The organism is Neobacillus niacini, assembly GCF_030817595.1.
GTDB classification, from domain to species: Bacteria; Bacillota; Bacilli; order Bacillales; family Cytobacillaceae; genus Neobacillus; species Neobacillus niacini_G.
In genome coordinates this window covers 5,037,675-5,059,975 of sequence record NZ_JAUSZN010000001.1, presented here as the reverse complement: position 1 = coordinate 5,059,975, position 22,301 = coordinate 5,037,675, and the positions used below count along the sequence as shown (strand labels likewise).

At 40.3% G+C, this 22,301-nt stretch carries 22 protein-coding genes and 1 pseudogene; 13 read left to right on the top strand and 10 right to left on the bottom strand.

The features are described from left to right. Nucleotides 1–38: 38 nt before the first annotated feature. The 4 genes from QFZ31_RS24000 to QFZ31_RS23985 all read left to right on the top strand — a co-directional run bounded on the left by QFZ31_RS24000 (nucleotide 39) and on the right by QFZ31_RS23985 (nucleotide 2,939). Nucleotides 39–1,016: a LacI family DNA-binding transcriptional regulator gene (locus tag QFZ31_RS24000; protein ID WP_307307743.1), complete on the top strand. Its 978-nt coding sequence runs from the start codon at nucleotides 39–41 to the stop codon at nucleotides 1,014–1,016. A gap of 210 nt (nucleotides 1,017–1,226) precedes the next feature. Beyond that, on the top strand, nucleotides 1,227–1,853 hold the full coding sequence (hxlA, locus tag QFZ31_RS23995; RefSeq protein WP_307307740.1) for a 3-hexulose-6-phosphate synthase: 627 nt from the start codon (nucleotides 1,227–1,229) through the stop codon (nucleotides 1,851–1,853). A 3-nt stretch (nucleotides 1,854–1,856) separates the two neighbouring features. Then, the gene (gene hxlB / locus QFZ31_RS23990) at nucleotides 1,857–2,405 is read left to right on the top strand and encodes a 6-phospho-3-hexuloisomerase (protein WP_307307739.1); all 549 of its coding nucleotides are present in this window, start codon (nucleotides 1,857–1,859) and stop codon (nucleotides 2,403–2,405) included. Nucleotides 2,406–2,672: 267 nt separating this feature from the next. Continuing rightward, nucleotides 2,673–2,939, top strand: coding sequence for a hypothetical protein (locus QFZ31_RS23985; protein WP_307307736.1), 267 nt, complete (start codon nucleotides 2,673–2,675; stop codon nucleotides 2,937–2,939). A 35-nt stretch (nucleotides 2,940–2,974) separates the two neighbouring features. On the opposite strand, the gene QFZ31_RS23980 is transcribed toward QFZ31_RS23985, so the two are convergent. Further along, nucleotides 2,975–3,541: a TIGR00730 family Rossman fold protein gene (locus QFZ31_RS23980; RefSeq protein ID WP_307307733.1), complete on the bottom strand. Its 567-nt coding sequence runs from the start codon at nucleotides 3,539–3,541 to the stop codon at nucleotides 2,975–2,977. A 205-nt stretch (nucleotides 3,542–3,746) separates the two neighbouring features. Between QFZ31_RS23980 and QFZ31_RS23975 the strand changes: the two genes are divergently transcribed. From QFZ31_RS23975 to QFZ31_RS23965, 3 genes are all read left to right on the top strand, one after another. Beyond that, on the top strand, nucleotides 3,747–4,751 hold the full coding sequence (locus tag QFZ31_RS23975; RefSeq protein ID WP_307307731.1) for a DUF2207 domain-containing protein: 1,005 nt from the start codon (nucleotides 3,747–3,749) through the stop codon (nucleotides 4,749–4,751). Between the two features lie 10 nt (nucleotides 4,752–4,761). Next, entirely contained in the window at nucleotides 4,762–5,430 is a 669-nt protein-coding gene (locus tag QFZ31_RS23970) for a DUF2207 family protein (protein ID WP_307307727.1), read from the top strand. A gap of 158 nt (nucleotides 5,431–5,588) precedes the next feature. Continuing rightward, a complete protein-coding gene (locus QFZ31_RS23965; RefSeq protein WP_307307725.1) occupies nucleotides 5,589–6,746 on the top strand; it encodes a pyridoxal-phosphate-dependent aminotransferase family protein in 1,158 nt (385 codons plus the stop codon). Here QFZ31_RS23965 and QFZ31_RS23960 read toward each other — a convergent pair. After that, nucleotides 6,677–6,949: a hypothetical protein gene (locus QFZ31_RS23960; protein ID WP_307307723.1), complete on the bottom strand. Its 273-nt coding sequence runs from the start codon at nucleotides 6,947–6,949 to the stop codon at nucleotides 6,677–6,679. The two genes, QFZ31_RS23965 and QFZ31_RS23960, sit on opposite strands and share 70 nt — an antisense overlap. 214 nt (nucleotides 6,950–7,163) lie before the next feature. Here QFZ31_RS23960 and QFZ31_RS23955 point away from each other — a divergent pair. Beyond that, nucleotides 7,164–8,107 (top strand): annotated as a pseudogene (locus QFZ31_RS23955) (aldo/keto reductase family protein). Nucleotides 8,108–8,184: 77 nt separating this feature from the next. On the opposite strand, the gene QFZ31_RS23950 reads toward QFZ31_RS23955, so the two are convergent. Continuing rightward, on the bottom strand, nucleotides 8,185–9,372 hold the full coding sequence (locus QFZ31_RS23950; protein ID WP_307311770.1) for an amidohydrolase: 1,188 nt from the start codon (nucleotides 9,370–9,372) through the stop codon (nucleotides 8,185–8,187). Between the two features lie 213 nt (nucleotides 9,373–9,585). Here QFZ31_RS23950 and QFZ31_RS23945 point away from each other — a divergent pair, with 213 nt between their 5' ends. Further along, nucleotides 9,586–10,008, top strand: coding sequence for an HIT family protein (locus QFZ31_RS23945; protein WP_307307720.1), 423 nt, complete (start codon nucleotides 9,586–9,588; stop codon nucleotides 10,006–10,008). A gap of 47 nt (nucleotides 10,009–10,055) precedes the next feature. Here the strand turns inward: QFZ31_RS23945 and QFZ31_RS23940 are convergent, their stop codons facing one another. Genes QFZ31_RS23940 through QFZ31_RS23930 form a run of 3 tightly spaced genes read right to left on the bottom strand, consistent with a single transcriptional unit; the run spans nucleotide 10,056 to nucleotide 12,256 of the window. Further along, nucleotides 10,056–10,784, bottom strand: coding sequence for an amino acid ABC transporter ATP-binding protein (locus QFZ31_RS23940; protein ID WP_306458353.1), 729 nt, complete (start codon nucleotides 10,782–10,784; stop codon nucleotides 10,056–10,058). Then, the gene (locus tag QFZ31_RS23935; protein WP_307307716.1) at nucleotides 10,781–11,425 is read right to left on the bottom strand and encodes an amino acid ABC transporter permease; all 645 of its coding nucleotides are present in this window, start codon (nucleotides 11,423–11,425) and stop codon (nucleotides 10,781–10,783) included. Before QFZ31_RS23935 ends, QFZ31_RS23940 begins: the two co-directional genes overlap by 4 nt. 60 nt (nucleotides 11,426–11,485) lie before the next feature. Then, the gene (locus tag QFZ31_RS23930) at nucleotides 11,486–12,256 is read right to left on the bottom strand and encodes a transporter substrate-binding domain-containing protein (RefSeq protein ID WP_179594887.1); all 771 of its coding nucleotides are present in this window, start codon (nucleotides 12,254–12,256) and stop codon (nucleotides 11,486–11,488) included. A 470-nt stretch (nucleotides 12,257–12,726) separates the two neighbouring features. Between QFZ31_RS23930 and QFZ31_RS23925 the strand changes: the two genes are divergently transcribed. The 4 genes from QFZ31_RS23925 to QFZ31_RS23910 all read left to right on the top strand — a co-directional run bounded on the left by QFZ31_RS23925 (nucleotide 12,727) and on the right by QFZ31_RS23910 (nucleotide 16,978). After that, complete coding sequence (locus QFZ31_RS23925) at nucleotides 12,727–13,563, top strand: LysM peptidoglycan-binding and 3D domain-containing protein (RefSeq protein WP_307307711.1); 837 nt, start codon at nucleotides 12,727–12,729, stop codon at nucleotides 13,561–13,563. A gap of 657 nt (nucleotides 13,564–14,220) precedes the next feature. Further along, nucleotides 14,221–15,459 carry a saccharopine dehydrogenase family protein gene (locus QFZ31_RS23920; protein ID WP_307307709.1) on the top strand — a complete coding sequence of 413 codons (1,239 nt, stop codon included), beginning with the start codon at nucleotides 14,221–14,223 and terminating at the stop codon, nucleotides 15,457–15,459. Between the two features lies 1 nt (nucleotide 15,460). Next, complete coding sequence (nspC, locus tag QFZ31_RS23915) at nucleotides 15,461–16,588, top strand: carboxynorspermidine decarboxylase (protein ID WP_179594884.1); 1,128 nt, start codon at nucleotides 15,461–15,463, stop codon at nucleotides 16,586–16,588. 138 nt (nucleotides 16,589–16,726) lie between these two features. Then, nucleotides 16,727–16,978, top strand: coding sequence for a DUF2535 family protein (locus QFZ31_RS23910; RefSeq protein WP_307307706.1), 252 nt, complete (start codon nucleotides 16,727–16,729; stop codon nucleotides 16,976–16,978). Between the two features lie 181 nt (nucleotides 16,979–17,159). On the opposite strand, the gene QFZ31_RS23905 is transcribed toward QFZ31_RS23910, so the two are convergent. The 4 genes from QFZ31_RS23905 to QFZ31_RS23890 form a co-directional block, all read right to left on the bottom strand. Then, entirely contained in the window at nucleotides 17,160–18,296 is a 1,137-nt protein-coding gene (locus tag QFZ31_RS23905; protein WP_307307703.1) for a glycerate kinase, read from the bottom strand. A 65-nt stretch (nucleotides 18,297–18,361) separates the two neighbouring features. Next, complete coding sequence (gene pgmB / locus QFZ31_RS23900) at nucleotides 18,362–19,033, bottom strand: beta-phosphoglucomutase (protein ID WP_307307700.1); 672 nt, start codon at nucleotides 19,031–19,033, stop codon at nucleotides 18,362–18,364. An 11-nt stretch (nucleotides 19,034–19,044) separates the two neighbouring features. Next, a complete protein-coding gene (locus QFZ31_RS23895) occupies nucleotides 19,045–21,267 on the bottom strand; it encodes a glycoside hydrolase family 65 protein (RefSeq protein WP_307307697.1) in 2,223 nt (740 codons plus the stop codon). Beyond that, the gene (locus QFZ31_RS23890; protein ID WP_307307694.1) at nucleotides 21,264–22,298 is read right to left on the bottom strand and encodes a Gfo/Idh/MocA family protein; all 1,035 of its coding nucleotides are present in this window, start codon (nucleotides 22,296–22,298) and stop codon (nucleotides 21,264–21,266) included. Before QFZ31_RS23890 ends, QFZ31_RS23895 begins: the two co-directional genes overlap by 4 nt. Between the last annotated feature and the right edge of the window lie 3 nt (nucleotides 22,299–22,301).

The following is a 22,301-nucleotide window of genomic DNA, read 5'->3' as shown; positions in this document are numbered from 1 at the left end:
AAATGAAAGCAATGAACCATAGGAAAGAGGAAAATAGCATGGAAAAAGTAACGATGGCCGATGTGGCCCGTGAAGCAGGTGTATCAAAAAGTACCGTTTCTCAATACTTAAATAAACGATATGAATATATGAGTGAAAAAACAAAGCAGAAAATTGAAGAGGCCATTGACACCCTAGGGTATCAACCCAATTTTTTAGCAAGGAGCCTCAAACAGAAGCGTACCTCTCTTATTGGAATCATTGTTGCGAATATAACACATTATTTCTCGACAGAAGTGAGCCGTGCGATTGAGGATTTCTTTCATCAATATGATTTGCAGACCATCGTGTGCAATGCCGATGATGATCCGGATAAGGAAAAGAAGTATATTGAAATGTTGCGGGCGAAACAGGTGGATGGGCTAATTATTTTTCCAACAGGAAAAAATAATGAATTATATGAAATCATGATAAATCAAGGCTATCCCGTTGTGTTTGTCGATCGAAAAGTAGAAAATCTTGATGTGTTTTCCGTGATTACCGACAACACTGAATCCACTTACAAGGCCATTCAGCATTTCATCCACAACGGACATAAAAATATTGCCTTTGCCGTCCAGCCGCTTACAGTCAGCACACGGATAGAAAGATTGGAAGGATACAAAAAAGCTTTGAATGACGCAGGCTTTGAGGTAAATCCAAATTACATTATCGAAGCAAGTATCCCCGATATGAAAAAGCAATTGGAAGAGCTTTTTTCATTAGATGTAAAACCAACAGCCCTATTTGCAGCGAATGATCGTGTTTTTATTGCTCTTGGAGAATTCTTAAAAGAAAAAGGAATGAAGTTTGGGAAAGACCTAGATGTAGTAGTATTTGACAACATCCCCTTCTCCCAAATGCTCGAGACAACCCTATCCTTTATCATACAACCAGCAGCAAAAATGGGGACCAAAGCCGCCGAACTCCTTTATCAACAAATTCGCAAAGAAAATCATGCCCCCGAAGTAATCGTATTTCCGAGCGAGATCAAGTAGGTAAGTGCCTGTTTTGGTGACACTGGTGACAGGCACCGCTCGTGGACACTGTCCACCTGAGACGGACAGTTATTGGCAGGCACTTTCCTTCCTTCTCCCTTCCAGACCCTCTTTACTTTTCTATTGAATAACGCTTACATTTGAAGTATAATCATTTCATAAACCGGTTTAGTAAATCGATTTATTTACTACCGAAAAGGAGTTTAACCGATGAAAATACAACTTGCTTTGGATCGGATGGAAATAAGTGAAGCGATTGAATTAACAAGAAAAGTAGAGGACTCCGTTGATTGGATAGAGGTCGGAACCTCATTAATTAAGGAATTTGGGATGGCGAGCGTTAGAGAGCTGAAAAAAGCTTTCCCTGCCAAAACGATTGTTGCCGATATAAAAACGATTGATAATGCCCGTTATGAATTTGAAATGTGCTATGAAGCCGGAGCGGATGTGGCGACTGTCATGGGCGTGTCTCCCCTTGTAACCATTGAGGCGTGTATGCAGGTTGCAGGGCGATACAATAAAACCGTAATGATTGATTTATTAAATACAACAGAGCACCAAAAAAGAGATTTAATGAAATACAAGAATGCTGTTTTTTGTGAGCATGTAAGCAAGGATCAACAAGAGGAGCTTGGGGCTAGCAATCATGGTGCAGTGGAAAACAACTTCTATGGTCCTGATATGACCATTGCTGCTGCAGGGGGAATTACCCTCGATTCATTGGATTTAATACGCAAAACACTAAATCCTTCCATCGTGATCATAGGCTCCGCTATCACGAAGGCAGAGTATCCAGCAGAAGCAGCAGCCAAATTTAAACTAGTGGAGGCAAAATAAATCATGTTATTCATTCCTACTATTATTAAAGAAATCGAAACTGTACTGAATCAGGTAGAAGAAAATAAGCTGGACGATATCGCCCGCCAATTGCAAAAAGCCAAGCGAATTTTCGTTATTGGTGAAGGTCGTTCCGGGCTGATGGCCAAATCATTTGCCATGCGCTTAATGCATTTAGGTGCTGCCGTCTATGTTGTAGGTGAAACAATCACCCCATCTATTGAAGAAGGAGACCTTTTAGTAGCGATTTCTGGTTCAGGAACAACCAAGAATGTGGTTTGGACAGCTGAAAAGACACATACTCTTGGCTGTTCCGTAGTAGCTGTTACCGCAAATCCAGAATCACCATTGGCAGATTCTGCAACAACCATTCTTCACGTCCCCGCTGCTACTAAATATCGTCGTGAGAGTGAATTGAAAACGATTCAACCGCTTGGTTCCCTATTCGACCAGTGCGCTCACATTGTATTCGATACCCTATGTCTGCAATACAGTGCACTTAACAAAGTGGACCACAACGCTGCATTTAAACGCCATAGTAATTTAGAGTAGACCCATTTTCAATGGGTCTTTTTTCGACAAAGTCTTAGAGTCATCACCTTAAACAAGCGTTTGATTAAAACATCCTCAAGCCCATTAAAAAATGAATTTACGAAAGTTTTCCGGGAAATTTTTTGTCGAAGTTAGGTTAGTGGATTTCGACACTAAAACGAAATGATCATCCAGTAAAGCATATTAGGATTTTTACTATATACCACCATAAAGAGAAGTGATACGTTTGAATAACTGCCATATATTAACTTGAAGGGAGTTTTCATCATGCAGCGGATTAAATTTATGTTTCAACTTTTTCTTAAAGAGCCTTTGTGGTTTAAAATGCTCATCTCCATAACGTTACTTACCTCAATCATTTTCAGCAGTTCCTTCTTTTCAGATACCCCGATTTATCAAAGCATTTCCAAATTAGCTGCAGCAATCTTTTTTTGTGCGTATGGATTTAAATTCAAGATGAATCGTTTAACTTCTATCCTCTTTTTCACTGTAGCCGCTATCTGTATTTACCTATCCATTCTAGCTTTTAGGTAATAATAAAAGCAGTCATGTGACTGCTTTCGCTATGCCTATTCAAACGCTTTGATCGATGGAGCCTCATAGTTTAAAAATTTATCAAGTAATGCCGCTGGCTCTTCCTCAATGATTGCCATTGAACGGAACTTTTCTTGCAAAAACTTTTGGTCGATCATATGGTCAAACAGGCTGATTAATGGGTCATAATAGTGGTTAATATTAAGTAGACCGCACGGCTTTTTATGCAGGCCAATCTGACCCCAAGTAAATACTTCGAAAAACTCCTCAAGGGTCCCGGTTCCGCCGGGCAAAACAACAAAGCCATCAACCATATCAGCCATCTTCGCTTTTCTCTCGTGCATGGTTTCAACCGTTATTAACTCCGTTAACCCTTTATGGGAGATTTCTCGTTCCTCTAACACCTTAGGTATCACACCAATGGCTTGGCCGCCTTCACGTAACACCGTATCAGCGACAGCGCCCATCAACCCGATACTTGAACCGCCGTAAACTAAGGTAATATTCCGTTTGGCGAGCTCTTTCCCCAACTCTATGGCTCCTGTTTTATAAGCCTCTGAAGCACCCAAACTTGAACCGCAATAAACTGCCAATCGTTTCATGCCGCTGCCTCCCTATAGGTAAGTTTTAACTTTATTATAATTAATGCTAGATAAGATAACAAAAAACAGGAAGAATGAACTTCCTGCTTGTTAAGATATGCTGCCCTCTTGCATGGTATAATCTTTTTTCAATTTTTGGAAAATATCATGAAACTTCACTACCCTTCCAATCGTATGAATATTACTAGGAAAAAAGGTGACTAATATGTTGAAAAAGCGGTTTACTAGCATAATCTTACTAGTTTTATTATTCGCTTTTCCCCACCAAAGTTTAGCTGTCGAGTTTTCGATTACCAATGTAAAAATCGATGCAACCTTACAAAACAACGGAAATGTAGAAGTAGAAGAAACCCATACGTATGATTTTGATGGAGAATTTAACGGGATTACCCGTGAAGTGGTTCCGAAAGAAGGAGCTTCTATCAGCCAATTTACTGCCACTGAGAACGGTAAGAATTTACGGATTGAAAAAGAAGATGACTTATATAAGGTTCACCGTAAAGGTGAGGATGAAACCATTACAGTGAAACTCCACTACACGATTGAAAATAGAATAGAGGTATACCAGGACGTTGCGCAATTTTACTGGCCGTTTTTTGATGAAAGAAATGATTCCTCCTATGAGGATCTTTCGATTACGATTCACCCTCCTGCGTCGACAGATGATGCCATTGCCTTTGGATATGACGAGGCGTTTACTACTGAAACCATACAGGAAGATGGGTCCGTCATTTTTACATTAGGATATGTTCCTAGTAATACGAATGCCGATATCCGTCTAGCCTATCCTGCTAACCTTTTTCCAAATGCGCCCCTCACCGCTGATAAACCGATGAAAGAGGAAATTCTTAATGCAAAGCAAGAACTCATCGACCATGCCGAAACTGACGCCAAAACAAAGGAAACACTTTCAACGATTAGCACGATAGGTCTCCCTTCCTTTACTATTATTTTATTACTATTAATGATGCGAGATTGGTTAGCAGCACGATCAATAAGAAATGATTTTATGCGTGAGGGAATATCGTCTCTTTCTGTACCAAAACAAATCATGAGTTTACCTGCAACCATCTATTTTACTAACAACAACTATCTTCAACCCAGGGCCATGGGTGCTGCATTACTAGATTTAGTTCGCCAAGGATATGTAACGAAAACGGCAGATGATCAGGTTTCAAAGAATCCGATCCAAATGTCTATCGAAACATGAAAATACATTGATGGAGCTGCTTTTTGATAAAATTGGAGCAAACCATATCTTTAATCTTAATGACTTAACAGCTTTTACAAAGAACAAGAAGAATCATCTGAAATACAATACGTACCAAAGTGAATGGAGGCAAGCAGTTAAACAGGAGGTTGACAGTCACTCCCTTTACGAAAACAAACAAACTTACCGGTTACTCATTGGTTTTTCAAGTATCCTTTTACTACCGTTTATTTTCTTTTTCCTGATTTATGGGCTATATGTTTCCTTTATCGTGACATTGCTATTAGTAATTACCGTCATCATTTATGCTAGTGTCTATCGACCAAAAACACTAGAAGGCGCGCAGATTGCATACGACTGGAAGCAATTTAAGGTGCGCTTTAAAGATTTACCACAAACAGAGTGGGAGAAATGGTCTGAAGATGATCGCATGCGCGCCTATATTTATGGGCTCGGAATCAGCAGCAAAGAAATAGATCGAAAACATGATCAGCTTATCGAAGCACTTACCCCAACGGATCACGATTACGTAGATGATGGCAGCTTCTTCTCGATCATCTACATCGGACCATACGCTTCTTCAAGTTTCCACTCCGCTTATCAATCTTCTTTGAGCAGAGGAGGCTCGGATTCTGGAGGAGGAAGTAGCGGAGGAGGCGGCGGGTCCGGTGCTTTCTAAAACGAAAAAGCTTTGGGCTATCCTTAAGCTTTTTCATATTACCGTACAAAGGGTTGTGGTTACCTTTGAAGCTATAATATTATAGAATTAGAGATATCCATGAAATTCCATGTTTTTAATAAAAGTTTTAAAACTATCATTCAAAATGGAGGAAATGTATGTATCCGAATATACTAAGACACCCAGGACCGACTCCAATACCTAAAAGAGTTCAGCTTGCTATGAGCCAGGACATGATTAGCCATCGGACACCAGAGTTTGTACGGTTATATCAAGAAACGACCAATCGTGTGAAACCTATTTTCGGGACATCACAAGATATTCTACTTCTTCCATCAGGCGGTACTGCAGCATTAGAAGCAGCAGCGGTAAACACCGTTTCCCCTGGCGAAGAAGTCGTGGTTATCACCGTCGGAGCCTTTGGCAATTATTTCGTGTCTATTTGTGAGAAATACGGATTTAAGGTACATAAGCTCGAAAAGAGTTGGGGTAAGGCTTGTACGGAGGAAGATCTTACTGAGTTCCTTAAACCGTTATCAAATATAAAGGCAGTTTTTGCAACCTATAATGAGACTTCGACTGGAATTCTAAACCCTATTGAAAAATTAGCAGAGGTTGTTCGTACTCATACAGACGCTTTGTTTATTGTCGATGGAGTTAGCTGTCTTGGCGGAGCTCCTGCAGAAATGGACCAATGGGGAATTGACATTTTAGTAACCGGGTCACAAAAAGCGATGATGCTCCCTCCTGGCCTGGCACTGTTAAGCGTCAGTGAAAGGGCATGGAAAATAATCGAGGAAACGAATAAACCCGCTTATTACTTGGATTTACTTAGCTATCGTGAGTGGGCAGAGAAAGGCATGACACCTAACACCCCTGCCATCTCATTGATTATGGGACTTTCCGCTGTCTGTGACTTGATTGATGAGGAAGGCGGATTTTCGCAAACGGTGGCAAGGCATGAACTAATGAAGAATATGGTTCGTGAGGCGATGAGGGCTCTTTCTATCAGACTGCTAACATCCGATGAGCATGCATCACCAACCATTACGGCTATATGTGCACCAGAAGGACTGGACTTACCTTCCTTCATTGGTCACTTAAAGGAGAAATATCACCTAGATTTTGCTGGCGGCCTTGGTCATCTACAAGGGAAGATTTTCCGGTTTGGTCACATGGGTTATTGCTTCCCAAGTGATATCCTTCAAGCCGTTTCTCTGATCGAAGCTGGTTTACAAGACTACTCCTATTCCTTCGAACCAGGGGCAGGAGTCGCTGCGGCACAAAATGTTTTCTTGAACTCTCTACGGAAGTAATACAATGGAGGCATGGTCTTAATGGACTGTGCCTTTTCTTTCGGCCACTCTAGAACTCCTGCATTGACCCAAACGCTTTTTCTACATGCTCTTCGGTCACTCCAGACCACCTGCATTGACCCAAACGCTTTTTTGCATGCTCTTCGGTCACTCCAGACCACCTGCTTTGACCCAAATGCTTTTTCTGCATGCTCTTCAGTCACTCCAGACCACCTGCTTTGACCCAAACGCTTTTTCTGCATGCTCTTCGGTCACTCCAGACCACCTGCTTTGACCCAAATGCTTTTTCTGTCTGCTCTTCCGTCACTCCAGACTTTCATTACTATTTTACTTAAGTACACGGCGTACCCACCCAAACCCATATTATGGTATAGTACCAATATTAAGGAATTTCAATAGTATGGGAGGAATGAGTACATGCAATATCGTCGTCTAGGCAATACCGGTTTAAAGGTTAGTGAAATTAGTTTAGGTAGCTGGCTAACATATGGAGGTTACGTAGAAGAACAAAATGCAGTATCCTCGATTGACCTAGCATACGAATCAGGAATCAACTTCTTTGACACAGCAAATGTATACATACGAGGGGAAGCAGAAAAAGTCGTTGGTAAGGCATTAAGCAAATATCCTAGGAGTTCCTATGTTCTAGCTACAAAGGTGTTTGGAAAAATGGGAGATGGCCCAAATATCAAGGCTTATCGCGTAAACATATCATGGAGCAATGTGATGCAAGTTTAAAGCGTCTCGGAATGGATTACATAGATATTTACTATTGCCACCGTTATCACGCTGAAACACCATTACATGAAACATTAAGAGCATTGGATGATTTAGTACGCCAAGGGAAGGTTCTATATGTCGGCGTGAGTGAGTGGACAGCAGAACAAATTACCGAAGCAGTGCACCTTGCAGATAAGAAGCTTTTAGACCGCATTGTCGTCAATCAACCAAATTACAGCATGCTGCAGCGCTATATTCAAAAAGAAATTATTCCTGTCAGCGAAAAACATGGTATCGGTCAAGTGGTATTCTCCCCTTTGGCACAAGGTGTGCTAACTGGAAAGTATAAAAATGGTGCAAACGTTCCAGAAGGAAGCCGTGCAGCACAAGCAAACACAAACATGTCCCATATCCTAACGGAGGAAAATTTAGATAAAGTGGAACAATTAAGATCAGTAGCCTATGCGGAAGATTTAACCTTAGCTCAGCTCGCTATTGCATGGATCTTACGTCAACCAAATGTAGCAAGTGCTCTAGTGGGTGCAAGCCGTCCAGAGCAGCTCCAAGAAACCATAAAGGCATCCGGAGTCAAACTATCCAGCGATGCGCTAGAAAAAATCAACGAAATTTTAACGAACTAAATGAAACAAGGATACCATCAATAGACGGTATCCTTGTTTCATTTAGCTCGCATTCTATAATAAAAAAGTAATAACCTTTAGTTTAATTCATAATAACTACAAACTACCTGACCAACCGCTTTGGCGGCTACTAGGAGTGCATCTTCATCAATATCAAATTTCGGGTGATGATTAAAATAAGGATCTTCAACCCCTTTTGGTGTACATGCAATGTAAAAGAAGCAGGCCGGGAATTTTTCAGCATAATAAGCAAAGTCTTCGGATGGAGCCATCGCCGGAAATTCTTTCACTTCTTTTATATCTGGATCATTCATGCTTCGTAAACTTTCTGCAACCATTGCGGTAAGCTCTGGGTCATTGTATAAAGGTGGATAATCTGGCGTATACGTTAGCTCACAGGTTACGCCAAATTCTTCTTCAATTCCTCGTACAATCCGCTTCACTTCTTTTTCAATCGTTTCTTTTGTTTCTACCGTCATATAACGGATATCGCCTTCAAGTTCTACGCTGTCCTTGATCACGTTGAATGTCCCTTTTCCATCAAAAGATCCAATGGTGATGACACCCACATCGAAAGGACTTAATCTTCGGCTAACGATGGTTTGCGCTGCAGTAACAAAATGTGCGGCAGCGACAATCGCATCGTTCGCGAGATGAGGAGAGGAACCATGCCCGCCTCTTCCTTGCACTTTCAATCTCATGTATGCCCGTCCATTAAAGGAATACCCCGCATGATGACCTACTGTCCCTGCTGGTCCCATCGGTAACAAGTGAATGCCATAAACAGCATCTAAATCATCAATCAAGCCAGACTCGACAATACTTTTTGCTCCGCCTGGCGGAACCTCTTCTGCATGCTGGTGAATGATTTTGATGGTACCTGGGATGGAATCCTTTAATTGGATAAAACAATCAGCTAAAACTAACAAGAAAGCAGTATGTCCGTCATGGCCGCACGCATGCATGACACCTTCATTCTTTGACTTAAACGGAACATCTGCTTCTTCTACAATCGGAAGGGCATCAAAATCAGCACGAAGACCAATGGTTTTCCCAGGTTTTCCACCTTTAATCGTAACGATTATGCCATACCCATTTCCAACATTCGTTTGAACATCAACATCTTTCCCTTTATAAAAATCCGCAATATACTGAGCCGTCTTCTCCTCTTTAAATGAGAGCTCAGGATTTTGATGTAAATAGCGTCGGATTTCAATGATTTCTTCTTTACGTGATTCTAACATACCCATTAAATCGCTTTTCATCATTTCGTCTCCCCTTTTTAATGGCAAAAAATAAAAGGAATCTCAATTCTATAATTATTATTAGAATGCACCTACAGATAATCGTTAGTCAAACTGGATCCCTTTGTTGTGCTTATATTCATTAAAGTCGACACTTTGAGACAATTACTTTTCATCTAATTAGGGATAAAATTAAGGCAGATTCACATTCATAAATAGACGAGGATGAAAAAGATGGAGTTAAATAAAGATTGTATGTACTGCATGAAGGATGAAAGACGAGACAACCTTATGATTGAAATTTGTGATCTAGAGGTATCGACGGTTTTTCTTTTTAGAGAACAGACGTATACCGGCAGATGTAATGTGGTATATAAAGGCCATGTTAAAGAACTCTATGAACTTGATAGCCAGGAGTTATCTGCTTTTATGAACGATGTGAAGAAGGTTGCAGCCGCTGTGGACAAGGCTTTCCAACCTGGAAAAATTAATTACGGAGCGTATGGTGATAAAATGCACCACCTACATATGCACATTGTGCCAAAATACGAAGGTAAAGAAGAATGGGGTTCCACTTTTGTGATGAACCCAGATAAAACATATCTAACAGAAGAACAATACAAGGAAATTATCGAAACAATTAAAAAATCACTTTAATTTAAAAAGGATGGTGCACAACTGCACCATCCTTTTTAAATGAGAACTTACAGCACTTTACTTAAAAATGCTTTCGTTCGTTCATGCTGAGGGTTGCCGAATAACGCGTTCGGTTCATTTTCCTCCACAATATAGCCGCCATCCATGAAAATAACACGGTCGCCCACTTCTCTAGCAAAGCCCATTTCGTGGGTAACTACAACCATGGTCATACCCTCTTTAGCAAGCTGCTTCATAACTTCTAAAACATCCCCGACCATTTCAGGGTCAAGTGCAGAAGTCGGCTCGTCAAAAAGCATAATCTTTGGATTCATCGCTAGTGCCCTTGCAATCGCAACACGCTGCTTTTGTCCTCCGGATAATTCTCCTGGATAGCTATTTGCTTTTTCTCGTAATCCTACTTTATCGAGTAACTCCAGCGCTAATTTTTCCGCTGCAGTTTTCTCTGTAGAATGAATCTTAACAGGACCCAATGTGATGTTCTCTAAAACAGTCATATGAGGGAACAGGTTAAATTGTTGAAACACCATTCCAACCTCTTGTCTAACCTTGTTAAGGTCAACCTTTTTGTCCGTAATATCATGTCCATTAATGACTACCTGTCCGCCAGTAATCTCTTCCAAGCGATTTAAGCAGCGTAGGAATGTACTCTTTCCTGAACCGGAAGGACCGATGACACAAATAACCTCTTTTTCCTTCACTTCTGCATTAATATCTTTCAAAACCTCTAGATTACCAAATGATTTTCTTAAGTTTTTTACCGTGATCATGCTCATCGCAGTTGAAACCTCCTCTCAACGAAATTAGCAAGAAGTGTTAACAAGTAAATGACGATGAAGTAAATGACACCTACAGCCAGCCAAATCTTGAAAGCTTCAAATGTGGCTGATGCTTGAATCTGTCCTTGCTGTGTTAAATCGGCAATACCAATGACCGATAAAAGCGAAGTATCTTTTAAGCTGATTATGGATTGATTCGTAATGGTTGGGAGCATTCTTCTAAATGCCTGTGGAAGAATGATATAGCGCATTGTTTGTGCACCAGTAAAGCCAATCGATCTGGCCGCTTCCGTTTGTCCTTTATCAATCGATTGAATACCTGCTCTTATAATCTCAGCAAAATAGGCTCCGGCATTAATTGCAACCGTAATGATCCCAGCAGTCGTACTGTTTAAGGAAATAAATTGAAGTGAATTAATACCAAAATAAATAAAGAACAATTGCACAATAAATGGCGTTCCTCGAATAGCGTCGACATAAACCTTTGCGATCCAGTTTAAGATTTTAAGAGGCGCAAGTCGCAGCAAGGCGATTACTAAACCTATTAAAAAACCTAGTAATATAGCAATTAAAAAGATATAGAGTGTAACTTGAAGCCCTTTTAATAATATGGGCAAAGCAGAAACAATAATATCCACCTTTTCATCCCCTTTCAAAAAGAAGACGCGCTCGCTTTAAGCACGCCTAATCCTATTATTTTATTCACCAAGATACGTTTTTAGAATTTTATCATAGGTTCCATCTTTTTTAAGCTCAGCAAGCCCATTGTTGATTTTTTCTAATAAATCCTGATTTTTACCTTTCAATACAGCAATTCCGTATTGATCTCCATTTAAACGATCTCCCACAGTTTTTAATCCTAAATCCTTCTGGGCAATCGCATAAGTGATAACAGGGTAATCTTCAATTAGAGCATCTGCATTTCCATTTGATACTTCCTGGAACATCGCAGGACTATCGTTAAATTGAACAACTTCGATTCCTAGTTTTGAAGCATTATCTACTGCATATTTCGCACCAGACGTACCTTTTTTAACAGCAACTTTTTTCCCTTTAAGGTCATCAACGGATTTAACCGTTGAATTATCATCTTTAACAACAACGATTAATCCCGCGTCAAAATACGGTGATGAGAAATCTACAATTTTTTTTCTATCTTCTGTAATACTCATTCCGGCAATCGCCACGTCAAGCTGGTTAGCTTGCATAGCTGGAATAATTCCACCAAAGTCCATTGGCGAAAGTTCGATTTCAAACCCTTGTTTTTCCGCAATCGCGTTAATTAACTCGATATCGATTCCCTTATATTCGTCTCCTTCTTTAAATTCAAACGGAGGATAAGTTGTATCAACACCAACTTTATATACTTTTTTACTACTACCACTTTCACTCGCTGTTTTATCGGTTCCACACGCTGCGATAAAAAGAGTTAGAACCAGAAACAACGTAAATAGGCCAAATTTTTTCATATCATTCACTCCCCATATAAAAGTTATTAATATTACCGTAGTAATAAAGTTATGACTTTAATAATATAGCATAAATTCAGATAAAATTAATAGTGGCAATTATTGAAATATAATAAATTAAGAGAATAATCAATGATAATTACCTTTATGAACATAAGAATTGCAATGCTTAAAAGCTATTTAAATGAAAATAACACACGAATCGAAATAAGAAAACCTGAAAAATTTATATGCAATTATTTTAAAATTGGGTGTAAAATTTCATATCCAATTTCTTACCTATTAATAAGGTGCTGGTGAATCTCCTCTCTCCGAATATTATTTTCTGATTACTAGATTATTTCAGAAATATTATTGCAATATAAATGCCACGGATGTAACCGAACTAACACCTCCTTGTTCTTTTTCTCAGAAAATTCTATGTTACGATTATTAAAAATTAGCAACCAAAGAACATGGAGGGTAAAAGAATGCTTAAGAAATTCGTATCAATTTTAGCAGTTGCTGTACTCTCAGTAACTGTAAGTGCTAATGTCCAAGCTGAAAGTATTATAGTTCAAAAAGGGGATACCCTTTGGGCTCTGTCACGGACAAATAACATGTCTTTAGAAAATCTCCAAAAGATAAATAATCTTACTACTGACCTTATTCATCCTGGGGATGTACTAACGGTCGCACCGGAAATACAATATACGGTTATTCAGGACGACACATTATGGGACATAGCCATGAATCATCAGGTAACAGTTTCACAATTGAAAGAATGGAACCAATTACATACTGATCTTATCCATCCTGGATTAAATCTTGTAATCTTTGAAGGTTTCGAAAATACTAATATCGATTTAACAGAACAACCAAAACAGGAAACTGCACCTGCAGCAGAAGCGACAACTGAAAGTACACCTGCAGTAGAGGAGCAAGCGCCAGCACCTGCACAAAGTGCACCCGCAGAGGAAGCACAAGCCCCTGCACCAACAGAAAGTGCACCGGCGGTAGAAGCTGCAGCACCTAGTCAAAAGGAAATTACAGTAGAAGCGACAGCCTATACGGCTAGTTGTGAGGGCTGCTCCGGCATTACGGCCACTGGGATCAACCTTTTAGAAAACCCAAATCAGAAGGTCATCTCTGTTGACCCGACTGTTATACCGCTCGGCAGTAAAGTATATGTAGAAGGCTATGGTGAAGCAATTGCAGGAGATACAGGCGGTGCCATTAAAGGAAATAAAATTGATGTCTTTATCCCGTCAAAATCAGAAGCCATCAATTTTGGAAGAAAGCAATTAAAGGTAACCATCTTAAACTAACACTGAAACCCTTTAATGGGTTTTTGTGTTTTTGAGTGAAAAAAAGCAGTAAAACAACCGAGAATAAAGGCTATAAACAATCATAAATTCACTGTGCGTTAATCACAAAATATAATTGGAAAAATAAAGAAGAAACTTCTTGAAAAAAAATTAAATTGTCTATTGCGGTGATATTTATATTCTGCTAATATGAAATAGCGTTGTTATTGGAAAGCTGTTATTCATTATATCTTTGAGTCTTTCCAAGCAGATAATTTTTGACCACTTCCCTAAAGAAGTTAAGGCCATACGGACAGCCGGGTCAAATGCCGATTGGCAACTTTAGTTGCCTTATTGATTGAGTTAAAAGCTCAAATTTTATAAGTTGGTTACTTTACAACCAGTGCAGATGCACACAACTTGTGAAACGGTCAATAAGAGTAGTAAAAGTAATTATTTGCTATATAGACTCTGATCCTATAAAGATATATTTTGAATATTAGTGAGCTTTCTTTCATAATGTCCTAGGACTTTTATGCTAAGAGTATACCCATGCTTTACGGGATACTATGCTTATAATATTTATTAGATATCTAAACAAGTGTTGTGCGCTGTCGTAGCGTTTTTTCACTTGTTTTTTTTGTTGGAAAAAAATCTATTTAGTTGGGAGATAGGAGAATGGGAAAAGCACTTATCATTGGTGCGGGCGGCGTCGCATCAGTAGCAGTTCATAAATGTGTTCAAAACAGTGACGTATTTGAAGAGATTTGTATCGCAAGTCGTACAAAATCAAAATGCGATGATTTAAAGGCAAAATTAGAAGGTACAACAAAAACAAAAATTACGACAGCTCAAGTAGACGCAGACAATGTAGATGAGTTAATCGCTTTAATCAATGAAGTTAAACCAGATATCGTGATGAACTTAGCATTACCATATCAAGACTTAACGATTATGGATGCTTGTCTTGCAACAAAGACACACTATATGGATACAGCGAACTACGAGCCTGAAGATACAGCAAAATTTGAATACAAATGGCAATGGGAATACAAAGAGCGCTTTGAAAAAGCTGGCATTACAGCTCTTTTAGGCAGCGGCTTTGACCCAGGTGTAACGGGAGTATTCTCTGCTTATGCATTAAAGCATTATTTTGATGAAATCGAATATATCGATATCCTTGACTGCAACGGCGGCGACCATGGCTATCCGTTTGCAACAAACTTTAACCCTGAAATCAATATCCGTGAAGTTTCTGCTAACGGCCGTTACTGGGAAAATGGCGAATGGGTTGAAACGGAGCCAATGGAAATTAAGCGCGTTTATGACTTCGCTGAAGTTGGCCAAAAAGATATGTACCTGCTTTACCACGAAGAGCTTGAATCTCTTGCGAAAAACATGCCTGGCCTTAAGCGTATCCGTTTCTTCATGACATTTGGCCAAAGCTATATTACACACCTTAAAGCTCTTGAAAATGTAGGAATGACTTCTATCGAACCAATTGAATTCGAAGGAAAACAAATCATTCCCCTTCAGTTCTTGAAGGCTGTATTACCAGATCCAGCTTCTCTTGGACCACGTACAGTTGGAAAAACTAATATCGGCTGTATCTTCCAAGGTAAAAAAGACGGAAAACCGGTAAAGTATTATGTTTACAACGTTTGTGACCACCAAGAGTGCTACAGAGAAGTTGGTTCCCAAGCGATCTCTTATACAACTGGTGTTCCTGCAATGATCGGTGCAGCAATGGTTATGACTGGAAAGTGGAATAAACCAGGCGTATTCAATATTGAAGAATTTAATCCAGATCCATTCATGGAAGAGTTAAACAAATGGGGACTTCCATGGGTAGAAGATTTTAATCCTGTGCTTGTTGATGAGCCAGTAAACGAAAAAGAGTTGGAGCACATTCGATAAGATGCGTTTCGAAGAATTACCAACACCATGTTATGTAGTCGATGAAGGTCTTCTAGAGAAGAACCTGAAAATCCTGAACGGTGTCATGGAACGTACAGGAGCTAAAATCGTACTAGCACAAAAAGCCTTTTCTATGACAACAATGTATCCCCTCATTGGAAAGTATTTAAGCGGAACAACAGCAAGTGGATTATTCGAGGCACGACTAGGTTACGAAGAAATGGGCAAAGAAAATCATGTCTTTGCCCCTGCCTACCGTGAAGATGAAATTGACGAGATTATTTCTATTTGCGACCATATTATTTTTAATTCCTTCTCCCAGTTGGAAAAGTTTAAGGACAAAGCCCTTGCAGCTGGCAGAAAAGTCGGTTTGCGTATCAATCCTGAATGTTCAACACAAGTGGGACATGAAATCTATGATCCATGTTCCCCAGGTTCGAGATTCGGTGTAAGACAAGAAGATTTTCGTCCTGATTTACTAGATGGTGTTTCAGGATTACATTTCCATACTCTTTGTCAGCAAAACTCTGACGATTTAGAGACCACTCTAAATGCAGTCGAAGCTAGGTTTGGCGAGTGGCTTCCACAAATGGAATGGATTAACTTTGGCGGCGGCCACCATATTACAAGAGAAGATTACGACATTCCGAGACTGGAAAACTGCATCAGAAGAATGCAGGAGAAATACGGATTAGAAGTATATCTTGAGCCAGGTGAAGCGATTGCGCTTAATGCAGGCTATTTAATCACTTCTGTCCTTGACCTCCATCGTAATGGGATCGAGATTGCCATTCTTGACACTTCTGCAACCTGTCATATGCCAGACGTTTTGGAAATGCCTTATCGTCCTCCATTGTTTGGATCAGGCGAAGCAGGTGAAAAGCCTTTTACCTACCGTCTTGGCGGACAAACCTGTCTTACTGGCGATGTAATCGGTGATTACTCTTTTGATCAGCCATTAAAGAGCGGTGATCGTTTAGTTTTCGGTGATATGGCCATCTATACAATGGTGAAAAACACTACATTCAATGGTATGCCTTTACCAGCGATTGCTATTCAAGACAAAGACGGCGACTGTCGTATTGTCCGTGAATTCGGCTATCAAGATTTTAAAGTAAGATTAGCGTAACCAGTTGTGAAACCAGATTCTGAAAATGAATCTGGTTTTTTTATATAAAATATGTCTACTAAATAGTAACAATATTTTGATACTTTAACTCGTTAATGAGGTATAATAGAAAGAAACTGGAAAAAAGAAGATGATATCTTGTTATATAAAAGCCTGGAATTCAAAAATACTTTTGGACAGAAAATTAAAGTCACGGATATCCCTGTATTAGATTCAAACAATCAGTACTATTTTTTAGTACAGGTTCGATTACAGCGGTTTATTTCACTTCTTAATGGCCAGCATCAAGAAATAAGCAGCCACTCTTTCCGTGAACATTTGAAACGAAAGATGAAATGGGTTGAATTTAAGGAATTATATCATTTTCAGGACTTTAAAAATAATGCATAACACCTTTCTTTCATGTCTTACTATCAACTAGATGTCTAAAAGGGTCTGATTCCACGATTATAACTTATCGTGGAATCAGACCCTTTTGGGTCAATCTAGATTCCTTGCAGTTACCCAAACCCTTGCTCCTAACGTATTGGTCACTCCCAACTACACTACTACCCCTTAAAAAATCTTAAAGCTAAACGATCTTTAAAAGCCTGCCTATCTGCTCAGCAGTTCTCTTTAAATTTAACCGGGTTACTTCTAGATCCATGGCTGTTTCTAAATCAACTGGCCCACTTACGATGCTAAAGAACGAAGTTATCCCTGACTCATGCAAGGAAGGATTCCCTTCTGAAATATCTCCTGCAAGCGCAATCACGGGGATTCCATGTTTTTTTGAAAGATGAGCGATTCCGGCAGGGGCTTTCCCCATTGAGGTTTGACCATCCAACTTCCCCTCTCCTGTAATCGTAAGGTTCACTCCATGTAGCTTTTCCTCAAGCCGCACGTAATCAAGTATCAGCTGTACACCAGATTCCAGTTCAGCATCTAAGAACCCAGTAAAAGCCGCTCCCAAACCACCCGCTGCACCGGCTCCTGAAATCTGCTGCAGATCCTTGCCTGCCTGCTCGAACACCACCGCAGCAAAGTTTCTAAGGCCCTCATCTAATTCCTTTACTATCTCTGGTGTTGCTCCTTTTTGCGGTCCATAAACATAAGCCGCACCATTCAAGCCATATAGCGGATTATTTACATCACAAGCAACACGAAACTTCAATTCCTTCACCTGTCTGGGTACAGCACTCGGATCAATCCTTGCAATCTTCTTTAGCTCAACTCCGCCAAATCCAACAAACTCACCTTCCAGAGTAAAAAATTGATACCCTAAGGCCTGTAGCATTCCAACTCCAGCATCATTGGTGGCACTGCCGCCAAGACCGATGATAATCTCATGGCAGCCCTGTTCCATCGCTTCCAATATAAGTTCCCCGACACCAAAGGAAGTTGTAAATAGAGGATTACGCTTCTCTACAGATACTAACGGTAATCCACACGCTTCCGCTATCTCAATAACAGCAGTTTTCCTGTCCCCTAAAATTCCGAATCGCGCGTTCACCGGATGTCCTAAGGGTCCTGTAACTACTTTTTCAATAAATTGTCCAATTGTCGCATGGACTAGCGCCTCTACCGTACCCTCGCCACCATCTGCAATCGGTATGGTGACTATATTAAAATTCGAACTAACCGCTGAAAATCCTTCAGCTATTGTTCTATTTGCCTCAAACGATGACAAGCTTCCCTTTAAGGAATCCATTGCAACTAAAATATTCAACTGCCTGCTCCCCCTTTTTCTCTACAAAAAATACCTGTAAACATTTGTCTACAGGCCTATTAACATTATAATCTAGTAAAGTATTGTTCCTTTATGATCTCCCAGCCAAGTTGAGATGTGGCTTCAACCTTGTAATCCGCACCTTCCAGATAATTGCCGACACCAACCGCAAACATGCCGCTTGCTTTTATCGCTTCAATCCCCGCTTGAGCATCTTCAATGCCAATGGAATAGGCTGGATTCGCCCCTAGTCCATTGCAGGCTGTAAGGAAAATCTCCGGATCCGGCTTTGATTTGCTAATTTTAGCGGCATCCGCACAGTAATCAAAAGCGGATTCTAACTGGAGCGCCTTTAGGACCGTTGCTGCATTTTTTGAAACGGAAGCAAGGCCAATGGAAATCCCCTCTGCTTTGATTGCTGCAAGTAACTCCAGGATTCCCGGTAAAACAGCTTCTGGTGTTAATTCTTTTAAGAACTCACAGTAGTGAAGGTTCTTTTTCGTCGCCATTTCTTCTTTTTCAGCTAAGGTAAAATCATTCTGCCGATTTCCCTCTATTAAAATTAACTCAAGGGAATCCATACGGCTGATTCCTTTCAGTCTTTCATTAAATACTTCGTCAATCGTAATTCCCACTTCTTCTGCCAGCTGTTTCCACGCAAGGAAATGATAATGTGCCGTATCGGTAATCACTCCATCCAGATCAAAAACAACTGCTTCTATATGTTTTTTTTCCATATCTCATTCCCCTAATTCTCAATTTCAGCTTCAACTCGGTCACTCAAATGATATTGATCACCGTTAATCTCAACATCTAAATCCAACCCTGCAAGCTTCACAATCTCGATACGTTCGTGAGTCAATTTGACGGTAAGTTTCCGCCCCTGATACGTAAGTGGAAAGGCAAGTTCTGACCAGTTTTTTGGTAACTTAGGGTTAAAAGTAAGACGTCCTGCAGCTTGTGACATATTTGCAAAACCAAACATGGCAGTCAGCCAAATAGCCCCTAAAGAAGCGGCATGTATTCCTTCATCTGAGGAATGCGGATTTGGCCCTAAATCAATTAAGCATGCTTCCTTAAAGAAACGATAGGCAACTTCATCATCCCCGCAGCGCGCTGCAACAATCGCGTGGATCGCCTTGCTGAGAGAAGAGTCATGAATGGTATGTTCTTCGTAATAATGGAGGTTTTTTGCAACAACTTCTTTTGGAAACAAATCTGGGAACAGATATAGTAGCATGACAGTATCTGCTTGTTTCAAAATCTGCATTTCATTGACCTCAGCACGCGAATAATCGAGCAAAATTGCCTGACTTCCCTGTGTTTGTTTATAAGGGGTTAAGTCAATTTCAGGCTTGGATAAGAAGGTATCATCCTGCGGAATGATTTTGTCTTCATTAGGCACAGGAAGATACAAACGTTTTAAAAAGTCCATTCCCTGGCTGACAAGCTGTTCATCACTATCCTCGAATTGATCCATAAAATAAAGGGCTTGTTCTACATTGTAGTACGCCATGTAATTCGTATAGGTGTTGTTGTCAATGTGCTCTGTGTATTCATCCGGCCCGATTACATCTTTGATGGAAAGCTTGTTACCTTCTTCTACTGTACGGCTAATCCAAAACTGTGCCGTTTCTTTAAGCAGTGCAAGGCCTTCATTTTTCATGAACTCTTGATCCAATGTGTTTTGGAAATACTGGACAACAAGAAAGGCAATATCCGCAACAATGTGGTGCTCACTTAGTGAAGAGGCTACCTTTTGCCGAGTTCCGGTCCGTATGTTGATCGCTGCAAACTCCGGTGTTTCCTCTTTCCCCGATAAAGCACTTTCCCACGGGAATAACGCACCTTCATATCCATTTTGAGCCGCCTTTTCCTTTGCCTGCTGCAAATGGAGGTAGCGGTAACGCAAAAGCTTTTTCGCCGTTTCAGGCTCTGTGAACAGATGAAAAGGAGCAATAAAAATTTCAGTGTCCCAAAAGACATGGCCTTTATACCCTTCTCCTGTTAACCCTTTGGCACCGACACTGAAACGCTCGTCATGAGCAGGCGTCATAATCTCCATGTGATAGAGTGCAAAATCCATTGCAGTCTGGTCAAATTCATCTGTAGACTGGATTTCGATTCCCTTTTGCAGCCAAAACTCCTGCCATGCATTTGCAGATTTTTCAAACAGAGCCTCATAACCTAGCAATCTATTTACCTTAAGATCTGCTAAACCATCACTTTCTGGATTTTCACTTTCAAGCGAGGTGTAAACGGTTCCGATTTTTTCAAATACAAAGGGCTCATCTTTTGCAATATCCTGAACAATTGCTGCATTCAACTGACGGTTTTTTGCGGAAAAAGAAATCCGGCTTGCCACTGGAGCATGTATGCTTGCTGCTATCGCAATCGTAATTCCAGTCTCTGTCGTTTGATAGACTCCTTGAAGAATCTCTTCGTTAAAAACACGGACACTTTCTTCTATTAAATGTTGTCTGCCGAAGTTTGTCTGCTGGGCATCAATTCCGGTAATAATCTTAATTCTCGCCTGTTGGTCCAAACTTGTAATCGTTACCTTTGAAGCAAGCAAATGTAATCTGTCCTTGGCAACAAAACGTTGAAAAACAAATTGAAAGCGGGCACCCGTTTTGTTTTTCCAAATGAACTCCCGTCTTAGCTCACCAGTCTCTACTATTAAAGCTCTCTGATAAGAAAGCACTTGTCCTTCTAGCATGGAAAAGATTTTTCCGTCAATCTCAATCAACATACCAAAAATGTCCGGTAAATTGACGAGATCTGACGTGTCATTTGCACTCGCTTTATTATAGACACCTGCCACATACATCCCGCGAGTTTGACCAGTATAGTACTCCTCATAGGCTGCACGGACACCTAAATAGCCATTTCCTAAAGTCATAACACTCGAAAATTTATTTAGGGAGTGCAAGTCAAAATTATTATTGTATATCACTTGTTTATTCTTCATAATGTTACACTCTCACCTTTTTCCGCAGATAGGTACAACGCCTCGATTAATTGTTGAATAACATATCCTTGTTTCCCATCTGCCACCATAACATCATTACCTAAGCATCTGTCCACAAATGCTTCCATGCATTTTTGATGGCGATCAGGATCGGCCGTTTCTCTATTCAAAAGCGAAACAAGCTCGCCGCCTTCGTCAGTATAGATTTGGGCCGGAAAGAGCGTCGCACCAGCTTCGTCACCAAAGAACTCTACGTTCATCACAGAATCTTCTTTTATATTCAAAGCAAAGGAAGTTTCGATTTGTAACAAGCGGCCGCCTTCGAGCTCGATAAATCCAAACAGGGAATCCTCGACTTCAAATTTAGCAGGATCCCATTCTCCGAGAGTACCTTTTGATTTTTTGGTTCCAATCTTTTTATACATTTTTGCCGTAACCTTCTCAATTTTAGGGAAACCCAGCACATAAAGTGCTGCGTCGAGCATATGCGCACCTAAATCGATAAGAGGACCACCGCCTTGAACTTCTTTGTTCGTAAAAGTTCCCCATCCTGGGACTCCACAACGGCGCAAAGCCTTTGCTTTCGTCACATAAACATCACCTAGGACACCATCCTTCACTTTTTCACGAAGAATGGATACATCCTCCGCAAAGCGGTGATGAAAATCATATGCAAGCAGACACTGGTTACTTTCTGCTGCTTCTTTCATTTCTTTTGCTTCAGCAGCAGAAATTGCTGGTGGTTTTTCACACATTACATCGCAGCCATGGGCAATCGCCTGCAATACATGTTCAGAATGGAATCGGTTTGGAGTACAGACACTCACAATATCCGGTTTCTCAGCAGCATACATTTCTTCTGCATTTGTATAAAAACGTGGAATATGATTTCTCTCTGCAAATTCGGCAACCTTATCAGAATTTGGACCGACAACTGAGACTATTTCCAGTTCTTCTCGTATTTGATAGTAAGAAACATGGACTTTTTCAGCTACTTGTCCCGCTCCAATAATCGCTACTTTCTTCTTCAACGC